This is a genomic window from Parabacteroides gordonii MS-1 = DSM 23371, assembly GCF_000969825.1.
GTDB lineage: Bacteria > Bacteroidota > Bacteroidia > Bacteroidales > Tannerellaceae > Parabacteroides > Parabacteroides gordonii.
The window spans coordinates 1,010,136-1,026,614 of record NZ_KQ033920.1 but is presented as its reverse complement, the minus strand read 5'-3'; the positions used below and the strand labels follow the sequence as shown (position 1 = coordinate 1,026,614).

The window sequence follows — 16,479 nt, the reverse complement described above, 5'->3', positions numbered from 1 at the left end:
TTACAATCGGTGAGAATTGTGTTGTAGGAGAGGACAGGGTTTAAATATTCCTCTTTATATATGTTTGTGTCCTGGGACAATGCACAAGGCATTTCAAACAGGTACTACATCCATGTATGTTAACGATTTCATCTCTTGAAACCGATCTACTCCAAACTTTACCTTTAAGGACTTTTCTCTCGCAGATATTGACGCAGGTAATGCAATTACCGCATTTTGGAGATAGAGGTTCATACAATACCGTTTCCAGTGGAGCATCAGTTAAAACGGTACCGAGACATTGTGCTGCGCCATATTCAGGAGTAATTAGCAGATTGTTTTTCCCAATCCACCCTAATCCGCCAAGTAGTGCAACGGTTTTATGGGGCAATACTGATTCTTTTGTTTCATAATCGAATACGCCGTCGGCTAATAATCCTGTATCGGATTGCGATATGGCTTTATAGCCCTTTCCGGTGATGAACTTGGCCAATTCGTCTGCTATTTCTCCCGCTTTATGTTCGGTTTGCGAATATTCATCATCGTCGAAATTGTAATTATCCGCTATCCGTGCTTGTACGTAGTCGGGAATATTAAATACCATTTTAGCATATTCTGCGGTTAGCGGAAGTGCAAAAACAATGGCGTTCGGAAGTTGTCTGTTTTGCTTTTCGTCTAAATGCGATATACTGACAAAGCGTATCAGTTCTGCTCCTTGATTTTTTAATTTGTTTTCTATCTCTTGGTTTAAGTATTGCATGTCTCTTTTTTTGTAATAGGGATATAAATATCTGTTATAAGCTCCGAAGTCGGAGTTTTTTCGGGAGTGTTGATGTAAGTCTTAAAGGTGAATTGTTCCCGCAGGGTATAATCGCTTGTCGGCAACCAGTCAAGGTAAATATGGCGGTACACCTTATTTAATTCATGATAAAACCCTTTGAAACGAAAGATTGCATATTCTCCCGTATGAATTTCATAAACGCCAAAGCCTTTCGGAGCTTCAAATGATTGCGGCAATGTTACCCCAATCATAAAACGGTTTTGTTCTTCTGGCGTGATATACGGATAATCGAGAGTCAAACTCACGTATTTACATCCTTTTGAAGATAATTCATATTTTTCGGAAAATTGTAGCAATTGTTTCCACAAAACAGAGAAGCTATGACTGACATTATATGTTCTTTCCAATTTTAAGTATGCGATTCGGATACTTGGTACTTTTTCAATACTTGGCTCAATTCGTATAGGATTTATCCTTTCGGGATTGATGTTTGAATGCCTTTTACGAAATTCAGGAATGGAACAATTGAAATAATTTTTGAATGCCCTCGAAAGTGTATGTTTGTTCTGATAATTGATTTGACCGAGAAGTTCCGGGACACTTACATCAGTTGTTATTAGCTTAAATGCAATGTACTCTAATCTCAGTCGTTGAATGTACATTCCAATATTTTCGCCACAAACAGTTTTGAAAAGTTTGTGGAAATAATATTTGGAGATACCTGCAACATGGGACAGCTTTTCAGTATTAAGGTCGTCAAACAAATGGCGGTTGATATACTCCTGAACTCTTATAATCAAATCATATTGCACATGAGCCGTATTGATTTTTTGTTTCCACCTTTTGATATTTGGAAGTCGTTTGGACATTTCCGCTCTCAACTCTTCCGACGTGAGATTAACTCCTGTCTCTTTATAATATTCTTCGGGGAAAAGCCCCCAAAGATAAATGAGATAATCCATTGAGAAATCATAGAGTTTAACCCCGTTATGCAAACAATAGTCGCAATATTCCACATTTTGGTTTGCCTCAAGATTTGTATAATCTATATCTAAAGGTATTCCACACGTCTGGCAATATTTTGTTTCAGCATTGATTTTCATAAATATCTTATTATTCAGGTACAAAGTTAACCAATAGATTGTACTAAAGGTTACCATAAATAGCCTTCTTTTAAAAGAAAACAGGGAATACCTTAATAATTATAGATTAGTCTGTTACCTGTGTTATTATCTGATTTTTCTTTGTTAGGATAGCGGGCGATAAGACTAAATAACACTAGGTAAGCCGGTGGTAACATAGTTTCTCGTCGGAACAGCTTTCCTTTGCAGTATAGAAAACGTAAAAAACTTATAGTTATGAAACGAATACTTTACTGCATTACATTCTTCCTTATTATATGTAACGGGAAGATGATCGCCCAGAATAATACAATTCACGGACAAGTGACGGATATGGAAAGTAATCCGGTCGATGGAGTTGCCGTAGTTCTTCAAACACTGGACTCTGTCTATATAGATGCCGTGATAACCGATAGTCTCGGACAGTTTAACCTGGGGCATACTGCCGATCGGAGATATCGCCTTTTGTTCCAGCATTTGTTATATGAACCTTTCCAACAGGAGATATCCGGGGCAGATGCAGGAACGATCCGGCTGACCCCGAAGAATTACGAACTGGACGGTATTGTTGTTAAAGCGGAACGTCCACAGGTAAAAGTGGAAAACGGAGCCTTGAAATATGATGTTCCCCAACTGATGAAAGACAAAACGGTTAACAATGCATTCGAAGTCGTTAAACAATTACCCGGAATTATCGGTGGGTCTGACGAGATACAATTGCTGGGAGCCGGTTCACCGCAAATTGTTCTGAACGGACAGTTGACAACGATGTCGCTGGATCAGCTTATCACACTTCTTAAAAGTGTCCCTTCCTCACGGGTAAAGAATGTGGAAGTGATGTATAATGCTCCGGCTAAATACAATATCCGAGGAGCTTTGATCAATGTCATACTGGATAGCGGGGAAGCTGATGGTACTACTTTGCAGGGTGAAGTGGGGGTGGATTATCTTCAAAAACATTATGCAGCCGGTAAGGCACATGCCAATCTGTTGTATGCTACCTCTAATCTAAATATTGACTTCTTGATGAACGGTGGTAAAGGACGTGGGTTTGTGGGAGAAGATATCATAGCCCGCCATACACTTAAAGATCAAGTTACTGAGATCAACCAGACCGGACGTGGAAACAGCAATATTATGAATGGAGATATGCGGTTAGGCATGGACTATACATTTAAAAATAAAGATAAACTCTCGGCTACTTATTATCTGGGAGGTAGCAATACCAAAACACATCGTTCTGCTGAAACGTCTTTTCTGACTCCAGAGCAGTCCTATTCTACCGATCAGCGTTTCAGTAGAACGAATGGAGATGACGATGCGACATTGCATAATGTTCGTTTTCAATACGACGGTCATAGCGGTTTAATGGCAGGGATTGATTTTACTAAATATCGTTCGCCTTCTTTCCAACATTTCCTGGAAAAACGCGGCGAGGAAACATTGACGGATATGAGTAATAATTCCCGTCAAAATATTTCACAATGGGCACTATTTGCCAATCATACACACACTTTTGCTACCGGGTGGACACTGAATTACGGTGTCCACGGTGGCTACACCTTTTCCAAAACGTATAATGATTATCTATATAATAAAGGTAACGGGTATGAACTTGATCCGGAATCGCTTGAAAATAATCTGCAGAAAGAATATACCGGAAATGTCTTTCTGGAAGCGTCTAAAAATTTTGGAGATCATTTCTCTGCAACCGCATCTGTAAAAGGGGAGTATTTTAAGTCGGATTATACTTCGAATGGAAAGAAGTCGACTCTTTGGAATGACTGGACTTTCTTCCCGAATGCATCGTTAACTTATACATTTACTCCACAGCATATAATGCAACTGAATATGAACAGCGATAAGACCTATCCTTCTTACTGGGATATCACGCCACAGTCTACACCTATGAATTCTTATTCGGAAATTGTAGGAAATCCGGCGTTGAAACCTTATTGCTCGTATGAAGGACAGTTACTTTATATTTTTAAACAGAAGTATACCTTTATGGTTTTCGCGCAGTACGAACCGGATTACTTTGCCCAGTTGCCGTATCAAAGTTCTACGGAACTGAAAAATGTGTTCCGTTATGAGAATATGGATTATAATTTGATGGTAGGAATAGGGGCTGTTATCCCGTTCCGTATCGGTGAATTCATGAATAGCCAGTTCACGGCCCAAGGTATCCGGATGCAGCAGAAACTGGATCACTTCAATGATATTTCTTTCAATAACAGTAAATATCTGGGACAGTTCTTTTTGAATAATACGTTCACCCTGTCCAAATCCCGTCCGAACCTGAAGCTGGATCTGAATGGATATTATATTACCGGAGCCGTACAGGGTATTTATGATCTGGGATCTGTATATAACGTATCTGCCGGTTTGAAGTGGCAGTTTGCCAATGATAAGGCTACTGTCCTGTTGAAGTGCGATAACATTTTCCGCAGCAATATTCCGAAAAAAGTAGAAATAAACCAGGCAAACCAATACAGCCGCATGAGCAAGATCGACGATACTCGTTGCCTGACCGTCTCCTTTATCTGGAAGTTCGGAGGATATAAAAGCAAAGAACATGATAAGGTAGATACATCCCGGTTTGGGAAATAAGTCATATCTTTTCTCTCTTTCAATTATATTTACTTATTTTGTGCATAGGGATTTCACTCGTTATTAATTGCACAAAATAATAGATGACAAGAAGATATATATTACAACATGCGATTATATTTATTTTTAAATCTTCTCCACGTGAATTATTCAATTATAAACAGATAAGTAGACGTATAGGTGTGATCAACCCCATACAAAAGCTGCAGGTTGTAGAGATACTCTATGACTTGGCAGATGAAAACTCAATTATTGAAGTCAACTGCGGACGTTATCGTTATAATAATAAAGGTGCGATCCTGTCAGGTTCTTTTGTGGGAAGACGAAAAGGTAATAATTTATTTATTTCTGACGATAGGTCTTCTCCGATAGCAATAAGCAATCTAAACTCCAAGCATGCACTGGACGGAGATCGGGTTCGGGTGAGATTATTGACAAAGCGAACCGGTCCGTCTCCGGAGGCAGAAGTTCTAGAAATACTTGAAAGGAAAGAACATACGGTGGTAGGTAAATTGCAGGTAACAAATGAATATGCATTTCTGGTTACTGAAAGTAAAAAAATATCCAACGATGTTTTTATCCGTCGTGGCATGCTGAAAGGAGGGAAGGACGGTGATAAGGCATTCGTCCGTATCATCTCATGGCCAGATAAAGAAAAAAATCCGTTAGGGGAAGTGATTGATTTGTTGGGGATCGCGGGAGAAAATAAAGCAGAGATGCGTGCGCTGCTGATCGAACATGGCTTACCTTATAAGTATCCGGAACGTGTTGAACGGGCAGCTAAAAGAATACCGGAAACCATAGACGAAAAAGAAATCGTAAAACGGAGAGATTTCAGGCATATTAAAACCTTCACTGTCGATCCGCCAGATGCTAAAGACTTTGACGATGCTCTCTCTGCACGCCTGCTGGACAATGGGAATTGGGAAGTAGGGGTGCATATAGCCGATGTTACTTATTATGTAAAGCCGGATACTGTTATAGACCGGGAAGCAATGCACCGGGGAACGTCTGTTTATCTGACAGGCCACACGTCTACAATGTTGCCGGAACGCCTGTGCAACCGGATCTGTTCACTTTGCCCCGGTGAAGAGAAGTTATGCTTTTCTGTTATTTTTGAGTTTGATGCAGAAGGCAATATAATGAATTCCGACATTTGCCGTACTGTGATAAAAAGTGATTACCGCTTTTCGTATGGAGATGTTCAACAGATACTTGAAACGGGTGAGGGAGAATGCAAAGAGGAGATATTTGTTTTGAATAAGCTGGCAAAAATGCTACGTGAAGAACGTTTCAGGGCCGGAGCTCTTTGTTTTAATCGTGGAGCTGTCAAGTTCGAAATGGACAGCGAAGGAAAACCTTTGCGGGCTTACGTGGATGAATCGAAAGAGGCGAATAAACTGATAGAAGAATTTATGTTGTTGGCAAATCGGACAGTTGCCTGCTATATCGGACAGAAGCAGGCAACAGGAAAAGCCAAAACATTTATTTACCGCATCCATGAAGCACCGGTTGCAGAAAGACAGGAAAAGCTGGTATGCCTGGCACGCCGTTTCGGATATAAGTTGGAGACGAAAGGTAGCAGGAGTAATTTTTCCCGGAGTCTCAATCTGTTTCTGGAAAGTATAACAGATAAGGTTCAGAAAAATCTGGTAGATGTATTGGTGATTCGTTTAATGAGTAAGGCTAAATATACTACAAATAATAATGGGCATTTTGGACTGGCATTTCATTCTTATACTCATTTTACTTCTCCAATACGCCGTTATTCCGATATACTGGTACATCGTTTACTGACGCGTTATCTGAATAGCGAGACCAATGCGCAACGTTGCAAATACGAAAAACTTTGCTGGCATTGTTCTGCTATGGAATTATTGGCGAAGGCTGCGGAGAGAGATTCTGTCCGGTATAAACTGGCTGAATTCATGCAGGAAAAAGAAAGTGATCTATTTACCGGAGTAGTTTTAGATGTATCTACATGGGGGTTACTTGTTGAACTGAATGGAATCAGGTGTGAAGGAGTGGTGCCGATACATAGTCTGGGAAATGAATATTTCGATCTGGATGAAAATAATTTCACCCTCACAGGACGTAAAACCAAACGGTGTTTTCGTTTGGGCGACTTGATCACGGTACAGGTTATGCGGGTAGATATGGAACAGAAAGAAATATATCTGACGTTGGTGGAAAAGAAATAATTAGTCCGTTGTAAATAAAAAAGCGTAGACCAATAATCCTGATCTACGCTTTTTTATTTTACCTCGGTACAATTTCAAACGGAACCCTGACAAATACCCCTTGCTTCATCAGATTGGTCAGATTTGGATACATTCGTTCTTTGAAGGACTCCCAACTACGGTGTTCCATTTGTGTCCATCCGGCTTCAGCTAAGGCCAAGCCACGGGGATAGGTCATATAGGTTGCACGGTTAATGTCTTTTATCGCTTCTCCCCATAATGTCCCGGTAACTCCTATAATGTGTGCCTGTTGAGTAGAAGGCAGCCCATATCCGGGATCGAACTGGTAAGAGGTTTCCAAGGTTGTAACAGGCATTCCCCAATTGTTGAACTCGGGAAGATCGCCTTTATATTGGGGATAATCCAGATAAGTATATTCCCCCGGAGCCATGATTAACGGATTACCGTGTTTGGCCGTCAGTTCGATACATTTGGGAGTTAATCCGGCACGCCAGGTTATTAGTGTAGCGTCTTTGGGGTAATCGAACAGGTATTCATTGGCCGGCATACGGACATTATCCAGCTCGCACCATAACATCGGTTCTTTGCCGTATTTACGGACAGAGGCCAGTATCTTGTCAAAGAAATAATTCATTAATTGAGACTCTTTGGTATAGCCCAGTTGCTTCATTAAGGACTGGCAACGGTCGCATTTTGTCCAGTTCTTTTCGATAACGGCTTCATCACCGCCCAGGTGTATTTTGGAAGAAGGGAAGAGCCCGGCTATTTCTTTGATGATATCGTCGTATATGGTATATACCTTGTCGTTGTTGGCACAAAGCATCAGGTCGACTGTCTGCCCCATAATTTTTTGAATCGTATCGGTATGCGTACAGCCCAGTTCCGGATAAGTAGCCAGTACAGCCACTGTGTGTCCCGGAATATCCAGTTCAGGGATGACCTCTACGTTTCTGTCGGCTGCATAACGGATGATCTCTTTCAGTTGATCCTGCGTATAAAACCCGTTATCCGGCCCGTTAGATCCTGTCTCCGGATTTCGGAATGCCCCGGTCTTTGTCAGTCCGGGATGTTTTTTTATCTCGACCCGCCATCCCTGATCGTCAGTCAGATGGAGTTGGAGTACATTATATTTATATTTAGCCATCTGGTCGATATAGAATTTTACATCTTCGACCGGGAGGAAATGACGGGCAGGATCGAGCATTAAAGCACGATAACCATAACGGGGCGCATCATCGATACGGACAGGAGCTATCTGTCCGTTAGCCGTATTACAGACATCACCCAGCAATAACTGATCTAATGTTTTAAGACCGTAAAAGAGCGCCGCATAACTGCTTCCTTTGATGGATAACTTTTTTTCTGAGACATCCAGGATGTAATGTTCTTTTCCTTCTATCGAGCTGTCCAACCATATTTCAATAACTGAATTCCCGGTTGCAGGTGTTCCGATAGCAGCCCTTTGTCCGGTTCGTTCTCCTAAAATACGATGTAACTCAAACAGGCAAAAAGCCTGCTTGGGGAGATTGGTCTTAACTACTGTTTGGGGAGTCAGGGTAAAATTCTTTTTATTGACTATTTGTTCAACCTTGTTAGGCATAGGCAATAACGCCGACATATTATTCTGGGAGAAAGAGGCGGTTGAAAGCAGTAATAGTAACGATGTGACTTTGAGTTTGTTCGTATTAAAGATCATAAGCATTAGGTTGTTTTATTTGTTTGAGTTTTCGTAGCAAAGATACGAGAAATTCGCTCAAATCCAGAATAAATTGGTTCGTCATATTTATTTTCAGCATTAAACTAAATAAGTATCAAAAATGTTTTTAACTTAGAAGCGATAATCTTTAAATTGAAAGATCATGGGAGCAAAGAAGAATTTTGTATTGGATACGAACGTTATCTTGCATGATTACAAGTGTATCGAAAATTTTCAGGAGAATGATATCTATCTTCCTATCGTCGTATTGGAGGAATTGGATAAATTTAAAAAGGGGAGCGACCAGATTAATTATAATGCCCGTGAATTTGTGCGCGAGCTGGATCTGATGACCAGTAACGATCTCTTTTTGAAAGGTGCCTCGTTGGGGCCGGGTTTGGGAACATTACATATTGTAACAGGTGACAAATATCAGGAGAAGATTGCTTTGTCCTTCCCGGACAGGACACCTGACCACCGCATTTTATCCTGTACGCTTTCTGTTGCGGAGAAATCTCCGAAAATGCAAACAATCCTTGTAACGAAAGATGTCAACCTCAGGATGAAAGCCCGTGCATTGGGTATTCATGTAGAAGATTATATCACTGACAAAGTGGTTAATGTCGATATCTTTGAGCGGGCACAGGATACTTATGAAAACATCGATCCCGATATGATCGATAAAATCTATTCTACTCCGGAAGGTGTGGATGCCGATTTGTTTGAATTCAAGACAAAACTCGAGCCGAACGAATGCTTTATTTTAAAGAGTGTACGCGCCTCTGTTTTAGCCCGTTATAATCCGTTTACAGGAAAGATAAAAAAGGTAGAGAAAGGAACTAATTATGGTATTCAACCTCGTAATGCCGAACAGAGCTTTGCTTTTGAGATCCTGAATGATCCTGACGTTAAACTGGTTGGACTAACCGGAAAAGCCGGAACAGGAAAGACTTTATTAGCTTTGGCAGCTGCCCTTAAACAGGCCGGACAGTATAAGCAGATTTTATTGGCTCGTCCGATCGTTGCTTTGGCAAATAAAGATATCGGTTTCTTGCCGGGAGACGAAAAACAAAAAGTGGCTCCGTATATGCAGCCTTTGTTCGATAACCTGAATGTCATTAAGAATCAGTTTTCTCCGGGAAGCCAGGATGTTCGTAAGATCGATGACCTGCAGAAGAATAACCAGCTGGTTATCGAAGCATTAGCATTTATCCGCGGACGTAGCTTGTCGGAAACTTTCTGTATCATCGATGAGGCACAGAACTTGACACCCCACGAGATCAAGACGATCATCACCCGTGCCGGAGAAGGAACAAAGATGGTGTTTACCGGTGATATCCAGCAGATCGACTCTCCATATCTGGATGCCCAGAGTAATGGTTTGGCCTATATGGTCGATAAGATGAAAGGGCAGGAGTTGTTTGCCCATATCAACCTGATCAAGGGGGAACGAAGCCAGTTGTCCGAATTAGCATCAGATCTGTTATAAGAGTAGTATAAAATAGACTTCTGAACAGAAAAATAATTAAGCAGAGTGTAATGAATTAGCTGAATCAGCGTTCGTTACACTCTGTTTTTGTAATATAATAGGAAAAATTGCTATATTGCAGGGTGTTTATATATCCATTTAAAAATAAGGATTCATGAAAAAACAATATTTATTCGGAGTATTTCTGGCTTTGCTAACCATTGGCCTTGTCTGTTGCAATAAGGAAGATGATAGATTATTGGAGATAAACGAAATAACCGTCGACAATTATCCCAGAATAGATGGTTCAAGCTCAACAGAGCCATTGAATACATTGATCGCCTGTAAATTATTAGGTTGGGGTTATGAATGGCGACCCTATACTCATGGAAATGGTATTTGGCGCTTAGAACCCATCGGGGAAGAAATTCCGGATAACTTTTTTGAAGAACGGATAAAATCATCTCAAACACATAATGCAATTATTAATTTAATAGATAATCGAACCGACATGATTATTTCGGCAAGGAAAATGTCGGCGGATGAAAAAACGTATGCCGACAACTTAGGTGTATCATTAATAGAAACACCCATTGCTTTGGATGCATTGGACTTTCTGGTCAACAAGCAAAATACGATCAATTCGCTGACAGTTAAACAGGTTCAGGATATTTATGGTGGGAATATTACGAATTGGAATAAACTCGGTGGTGATAATGAAACAATAAAGCCGTTTATCAGAAACCCGAATTCCGGCAGTCAGGAAATGATGAAGGAAATTGTGATGGGGAATGCAGAAATGCCTGATTGGGAGGTTGGTTATACGGATGATGAAGTTATTTCGACGATGGCATCGGTATATTCAGAACTATCTGTTTTTCAGAATGGGATCTGTTTTTCACCGCATTATTACAAAGAATACATTATTCGTGAAGCAGTGGGAGCCGGCAATATAAAAACGATTGCGATAGATGGAATTTCTCCAGATGAAAATTCGATAAAAAACAAGACTTATCCGTTTGTTGCCAATGTTTACGTTTCCATACGTTCCGATATGAATCATAATTCAATGACATACAAATTATATGAATGGTTACAGACGGAAGCTGGAAAACGTGTAATCAGTGAAAGTGGGTACGTGCCTAATTAATAGGCACGCATTTTATTTTGTCCGGGGGATTTTTCTATTCGTTCATCGATTTGTAAGCATCGATCAGTTTTTTGATAGTAGCCGCTTCCGACACATCCTGTTGGCCACTTTCCGGTTTGTAATAGTTTTCCAGAAAACCGTCGGCTCCCGACCAGACAGTCTCGATAATGCCCTGGAAACGGTTGCTCATCAGTGCTCCGGATTGCTGGCGGAAACGTTTCATATCGTCCAACTGCTTGAGGGCAACATCCGGTTTGCGCCAGGGACAAGTGGCGACATCAAAGCCTTTCATGGCAAAATATACAGCCGTTTGCACCGGACGTTCATAATGCCAGTCGCAAATGAAAACCTCTTTCGGGATCAGGTCGATAGCACGATGGGTATTATTCATACTGGCTTCCCACGCACCTATACCTGTTGTTTTCCCATCTATCAGGCGATCACCCCATATCATCAACCGCTTTCCCTGTTGAGACAGGTGGTTCTGTATTTTCGTTACTTCCCCCGCATACAATTCCGCTTTGTCCCGTCCATTGCAACGCGGGCATTTTTCGTCACCGATATAAAAGACTTCATCCATACCTGCATGGAACAAGTCTGTTTCAAATGCTTCCGTCAGCTCGTCAACCAAAGCGAATACGACCTTGTGCACATCCGGATGGAGAGGGCAGTAGCTTTTGCAATATAAACCGTCCGGGTTAGGCCATCCGGTATAGTTTTTCGTATCTACATGCGGTGTTTCATCAAATTCCGGATATTCGCGGAGCAGGGCATAAGTTGTTTCGGCCCATGATTGATGGCCTAGCAGGTTGATCTGCGGTGCTATCCGTATGTTATGCTTCCGGCAGGTGGCGACGATTCGTTTTACATCCTGAAGTGTAAGCGGGTTGGGATCACGCAGTTCAGGATGACACTCGTAAGCATAATTCCAGTCAACCCGTAGGATAATCAGGTTGAAATGTCCGGGAGCAAGTTCTTCTTCAATAAATTTCAGGAAAACATCCATTTTCTGTACGGATGGGGCAGCTATTGCCAATCCTCTGACAGGGATGATGCTGTCTAGCCGGTTTACGTTTGTTTGTGCGAAAATGCCGTTGGTTGTTATACAAATCAAAAGGCATACGATTGTGATGAAGTGTTTCATGGAATTTAAGTATTAAATTAGTTGTGCAAATATCATTGTAACTGATTATAATTTAGCACATTCCAAAGATAATTCTTTCGGATTTAACATGCAATTATTTCCCTTGAAAAAAAGACCTGACTTTTGATTTTAAAAGTCCCTTATTTTGAAATCAAAAGTCAGGTCTTAACTTCTGTAAAGTCCTATGCTTTTTTTTGAAAGGCTATTTTTTCAATTTTTCAGTTTCTCCCCTTTGTATTTATTATATTAAATATTAATTCTATATTTAAGAGGCTGTGCAAACCGCTGTCAAAGTAATGTCTTGTAAGTGGCGTTTATGGATTGTTAATCAACGTTTGTATTCTGTCATAAATGCGCGCTTTTGTCTGTCACGTTTTAAATAGTAAATAATAGGGGTGTAAATATTGTAATTTATAAGCTTGTATAGACTTACAAATTGTTAGTTTGCCACTTCCATCCGCATAATATAATCATTCATATAATAGCCGTTGCCAATGTGGAAGTCGCGTGTCGTATGTTCATGGAAGCCCATGTGCTTGTAGAAGCCGACAGCCGGATTCTCGCGATTCACATTCAGTTCGACGGTGAATGTTCCCGGATGAATCGTTTTCAGGTAAGCGACTCCCTGTTCGATGATGAAACGTCCGATACCCGAACCATGCAAAGAGGGGAGCGAATAGATCTTCTGGAACTCGTATAAATCTTTTTCTACCGTCTCGATAGAGAGGTAGCCGGATGGTTCACCATCCTTGTAAATAATGAAGAACTCGTGATGAAGTTCATTCATCTGATTAAGAATACTTTCCGGGGCGTACATCATCTCAAACATATAGTCGAGTTGCTCACGGGAGAGGATAGAACCATAGGTTGGCTCCCATATTTTGGAAGCCAAGTTTCTGATTAACAGACAATCATCTGTAGTAGCTTTTCTAATTGAGAACATATAATGCGATTTTTAGACCAACAAAATTAAAAATTAATTTATAGTGTTTCATTTTTTAGATTGATTTTACATTTATTTCAATGATTATTCACGAAAAAGAATAACTTTGTGGGCGTTTAATATCTGGGAAAAATACAATTTAATAAATTATATAGAAATGGATACAAAGATTCAGGAACTGACCGACAAGATCTACAAAGAAGGTGTAGAGAAAGGGAACGAAGAAGCCGGACGGATCATTGCCGATGCAAATGCTCAGAAACAAGCGATTGTTAGCGAAGCGGAAGCAGAAGCAAAACGTATTGTTGCAGCGGCACAGAAACAAGCTGCCGAGCTGAAAAAGAATACAGAAGCCGAATTGAAGCTGTTCGCAACCCAGGCCGTAGAAGCGCTGAAGAGCGAAGTTGTGAACCTCATAACCGGAAAGATTACTTCCTCGAATGTAAAAGCGATCGTTTCTGACACCGCTTTCATGCAGAAAGTTATTCTGGAAATGGCTAAAGAATGGGCTAAGAAAGAAGCGATCACGATCCAGACTGCCGATGCGGACGCATTAACCAAATATTTCGAGGCAAATGCCAAATCATTGCTGGACGGCGGCGTGAAGATCGAGAAAGTAAGCGGAAAGAATGCCGGCTTTACTATTGTTCCTGCCGACGGTTCCTATAAAGTAAGCTTCGGGGAAGACGAATTTGTTGCATTCTTCAAAGAATTCCTGCGTCCCGGACTGGTAGAAATGTTGTTCTGATATGAGTAAATACTACTGTCTGATAGCCGGACTCCCAAATATATCATTGGATGATAGCAAGCTGACCTATTCCGTTTCTGAATTCAGGAAGGAACTGGACGGTATTCTTACGTCCCGTGATAAGAAGCTGGTAGACTTGTTTTTCCTCAAATTTGACAATAAGAACCTGCTGGCTTTCTCCAAATATCCGGACTATGACCCGGACGAGAAGGGATGTATTACATACGACGAGTACAAAAGTCTGTTTGATGCTCTGAAAGATGGTGAGAAACCGCCTAAGAATAAACAGATACCCCCTTACTTCATCGAGTTCTTCAAACTATACCTGGATAGCCAGCAAAAAGAGGAAAAGCAAACGATCTCCTGGGAAGACCGTCTGGCAGCCCTTTATTACGAATATGCGATGAAATGCAGCAACGGTTTTATCCGCAGCTGGTTTGAACTGAACCTCAATATCAACAACATGCTGACCGCTATTACCTGCCGTAAGTATGGATTTGATAAATCAGAATATATAGTGGGAAACAACGAGGTAGCCGAAGCTATCCGTACTTCCAATGCCCGTGATTTTGGCTTGGGAGATACGGTGGACTATCTGCCCGACCTGCAACGCATTGCCGAAGAGCCGGATCTGATGGCTCGTGAAAAGAAAGTGGATTTGCTGAAATGGAAATGGCTGGACGATAATACGTTCTTCAAAACTTTCGATATAGAAAGTGTATTCGCCTACTTGCTGAAGCTGGAAATGATCGAACGCTGGGTTACCTTGGATAAGGTGACGGGCGAAAAGACCTTCCGCGAAATAGTAGGAGCAATGAAGCACGGTAGTGAGAATGCGTTGGAAGAATTTAAAAGAAACAATAATAAATAATTATGGCTACGAAAGGAATTGTAAAAGGAATCGTATCCAACCTGGTAACCGTAGAGGTGGATGGGCCGGTTTCTCAAAATGAAATCTGTTACATTTCCGTAGGAGGCGTGAAGCTGATGGCGGAGGTTATTAAAGTAATAGGTAAGGATGCCTTTGTTCAGGTATTTGAAAGTACACGTGGGATGCGTGTAGGTGACGAAGCCGAGTTTGAAGGGCACATGCTTGAAGTAACATTGGGGCCGGGTATGCTGTCGCGTAACTACGACGGTTTGCAGAATGACCTGGATAAAATGGACGGCGTGTTCCTGAAACGTGGTGAATATACATTTGCACTGGATAACGATAAACTGTGGGACTTCAAACCGCTGGCGAAAGTGGGTGATCAGGTGGCCGCAGGTGACTGGCTGGGCGAAGTGGACGAAAACTTCCAGCCGCACAAGATCATGGTGCCTTTCACATTTAAAGGTACTTTTACCGTAAAGAGCCTGGCGGAAGCCGGACAATATACCATCAATCAGACGATCGCCGTTCTGACTGACGAAGAAGGTAAGGACATTGATGTGAATATGATACAGCGTTGGCCTGTGAAAAGGGCTGTTACCTGTTACAAAGAAAAACCGCGTCCTTACAAACTGTTGGAAACAGGTGTTCGTACGATCGATACGGTAAACCCGATCGTAGAAGGCGGTACGGGATTTATCCCCGGTCCGTTCGGTACGGGTAAGACCGTGCTTCAGCACGCTATCTCCAAACAGGCCGAAGCCGATATCGTTATTATCGCTGCCTGCGGTGAACGTGCGAATGAGGTTGTGGAAATCTTCACCGAGTTCCCCGAACTGATCGACCCGCATACAGGACGTAAGCTGATGGAACGTACCATCATTATCGCTAATACTTCAAACATGCCTGTGGCTGCCCGTGAAGCATCTGTATATACCGCCATGACACTGGCTGAATATTATCGTAGCATGGGATTGAAAGTGTTGCTGATGGCCGACTCCACTTCCCGTTGGGCACAGGCGTTGCGTGAGATGTCCAACCGTCTGGAAGAACTTCCCGGACCGGATGCGTTCCCGATGGACTTGTCTGCTATCGTGGCTAACTTCTATGCCCGTGCAGGTTTCGTTGAATTGAACAATGGAAAGACAGGTTCGGTAACCTTTATCGGTACGGTATCGCCGGCCGGTGGTAACCTGAAGGAACCGGTAACAGAAAATACGAAGAAGGTAGCCCGCTGTTTCTACGCATTGGAGCAGGAACGTGCCGACCGTAAACGCTATCCGGCTGTGAACCCTATCGACAGTTATTCGAAATATCTGGAATATCCCGAATTCCAGGAATATATCGCCAAGCATATCTCTCCGGAATGGATCGACAAGGTGAACGAGATCAAGACCCGTATGTTGCGTGGTAAGGAAATCGCCGAACAGATCAACATCCTGGGTGATGACGGTGTACCGGTGGAATACCATGTTACTTTCTGGAAGTCAGAATTGATCGACTTCGTGATCCTGCAACAGGATGCTTTCGACGCGATCGATGCTGTGACACCGCTAGCCCGTCAGGAATTTATGCTGGATAAGGTGGTGAAGATCTGTCATGCGGAATTCCGTTTCGACACCTTCCTTGAAGTAATGGAATATTTCAAACAGATGATCAACGTCTTCAAGCAGATGAACTATTCCGAATACGAAAGCGACCAGTTTAAGAAGTTCAACGATCAACTTGACGCCCTGCTCGCAGAGCGCATGGAAAAATAACAGAACG

At 41.8% G+C, this 16,479-nt stretch carries 12 protein-coding genes; 7 read left to right on the top strand and 5 right to left on the bottom strand.

What is annotated here, in order from left to right:
* Positions 1 to 40 precede the first annotated feature (40 nt).
* Together HMPREF1536_RS21235 and HMPREF1536_RS21230 are read right to left on the bottom strand one after the other, a co-directional pair.
* Positions 41 to 739 (bottom strand): epoxyqueuosine reductase, encoded by a 699-nt coding sequence (locus tag HMPREF1536_RS21235; protein WP_028729151.1) that lies wholly within the window; start codon positions 737 to 739, stop codon positions 41 to 43.
* A complete protein-coding gene (locus tag HMPREF1536_RS21230; RefSeq protein ID WP_028729152.1) occupies positions 727 to 1,863 on the bottom strand; it encodes a GyrI-like domain-containing protein in 1,137 nt (378 codons plus the stop codon). The genes HMPREF1536_RS21235 and HMPREF1536_RS21230 overlap by 13 nt, the downstream gene beginning before the upstream one ends.
* 255 nt (positions 1,864 to 2,118) lie before the next feature.
* On the opposite strand from HMPREF1536_RS21230, the gene HMPREF1536_RS21225 reads away from it, so the two are divergent.
* On the top strand, positions 2,119 to 4,491 hold the full coding sequence (locus HMPREF1536_RS21225; RefSeq protein ID WP_028729153.1) for an outer membrane beta-barrel family protein: 2,373 nt from the start codon (positions 2,119 to 2,121) through the stop codon (positions 4,489 to 4,491).
* Positions 4,492 to 4,574: 83 nt separating this feature from the next.
* Positions 4,575 to 6,692, top strand: a complete 2,118-nt coding sequence (rnr, locus tag HMPREF1536_RS21220; RefSeq protein WP_028729154.1) for a ribonuclease R — start codon at positions 4,575 to 4,577, stop codon at positions 6,690 to 6,692.
* Between the two features lie 58 nt (positions 6,693 to 6,750).
* Here the strand turns inward: rnr and HMPREF1536_RS21215 are convergent, their stop codons facing one another.
* The gene (locus HMPREF1536_RS21215; RefSeq protein ID WP_044193107.1) at positions 6,751 to 8,388 is read right to left on the bottom strand and encodes a beta-N-acetylhexosaminidase; all 1,638 of its coding nucleotides are present in this window, start codon (positions 8,386 to 8,388) and stop codon (positions 6,751 to 6,753) included.
* A 163-nt stretch (positions 8,389 to 8,551) separates the two neighbouring features.
* Between HMPREF1536_RS21215 and HMPREF1536_RS21210 the strand changes: the two genes are divergently transcribed.
* Together HMPREF1536_RS21210 and HMPREF1536_RS21205 are read left to right on the top strand one after the other, a co-directional pair.
* Positions 8,552 to 9,877 (top strand): PhoH family protein, encoded by a 1,326-nt coding sequence (locus HMPREF1536_RS21210; RefSeq protein WP_028729156.1) that lies wholly within the window; start codon positions 8,552 to 8,554, stop codon positions 9,875 to 9,877.
* Positions 9,878 to 10,031: 154 nt separating this feature from the next.
* Positions 10,032 to 11,006: a PstS family phosphate ABC transporter substrate-binding protein gene (locus tag HMPREF1536_RS21205; RefSeq protein WP_028729157.1), complete on the top strand. Its 975-nt coding sequence runs from the start codon at positions 10,032 to 10,034 to the stop codon at positions 11,004 to 11,006.
* Positions 11,007 to 11,040: 34 nt separating this feature from the next.
* Here the strand turns inward: HMPREF1536_RS21205 and HMPREF1536_RS21200 are convergent, their stop codons facing one another.
* Positions 11,041 to 12,150 carry a family 20 glycosylhydrolase gene (locus HMPREF1536_RS21200; protein WP_028729158.1) on the bottom strand — a complete coding sequence of 370 codons (1,110 nt, stop codon included), beginning with the start codon at positions 12,148 to 12,150 and terminating at the stop codon, positions 11,041 to 11,043.
* Between the two features lie 439 nt (positions 12,151 to 12,589).
* Positions 12,590 to 13,093, bottom strand: a complete 504-nt coding sequence (locus tag HMPREF1536_RS21195; RefSeq protein WP_028729159.1) for a GNAT family N-acetyltransferase — start codon at positions 13,091 to 13,093, stop codon at positions 12,590 to 12,592.
* Between the two features lie 157 nt (positions 13,094 to 13,250).
* Between HMPREF1536_RS21195 and HMPREF1536_RS21190 the strand changes: the two genes are divergently transcribed.
* Genes HMPREF1536_RS21190 through HMPREF1536_RS21180 form a run of 3 tightly spaced genes read left to right on the top strand, consistent with a single transcriptional unit; the run spans position 13,251 to position 16,472 of the window.
* The gene (locus tag HMPREF1536_RS21190) at positions 13,251 to 13,841 is read left to right on the top strand and encodes a hypothetical protein (protein ID WP_007656315.1); all 591 of its coding nucleotides are present in this window, start codon (positions 13,251 to 13,253) and stop codon (positions 13,839 to 13,841) included.
* A 1-nt stretch (position 13,842) separates the two neighbouring features.
* Positions 13,843 to 14,712, top strand: a complete 870-nt coding sequence (locus tag HMPREF1536_RS21185; protein WP_028729160.1) for a DUF2764 domain-containing protein — start codon at positions 13,843 to 13,845, stop codon at positions 14,710 to 14,712.
* Positions 14,713 to 14,714: 2 nt separating this feature from the next.
* The gene (locus HMPREF1536_RS21180; protein ID WP_028729161.1) at positions 14,715 to 16,472 is read left to right on the top strand and encodes a V-type ATP synthase subunit A; all 1,758 of its coding nucleotides are present in this window, start codon (positions 14,715 to 14,717) and stop codon (positions 16,470 to 16,472) included.
* Positions 16,473 to 16,479 lie beyond the last annotated feature (7 nt).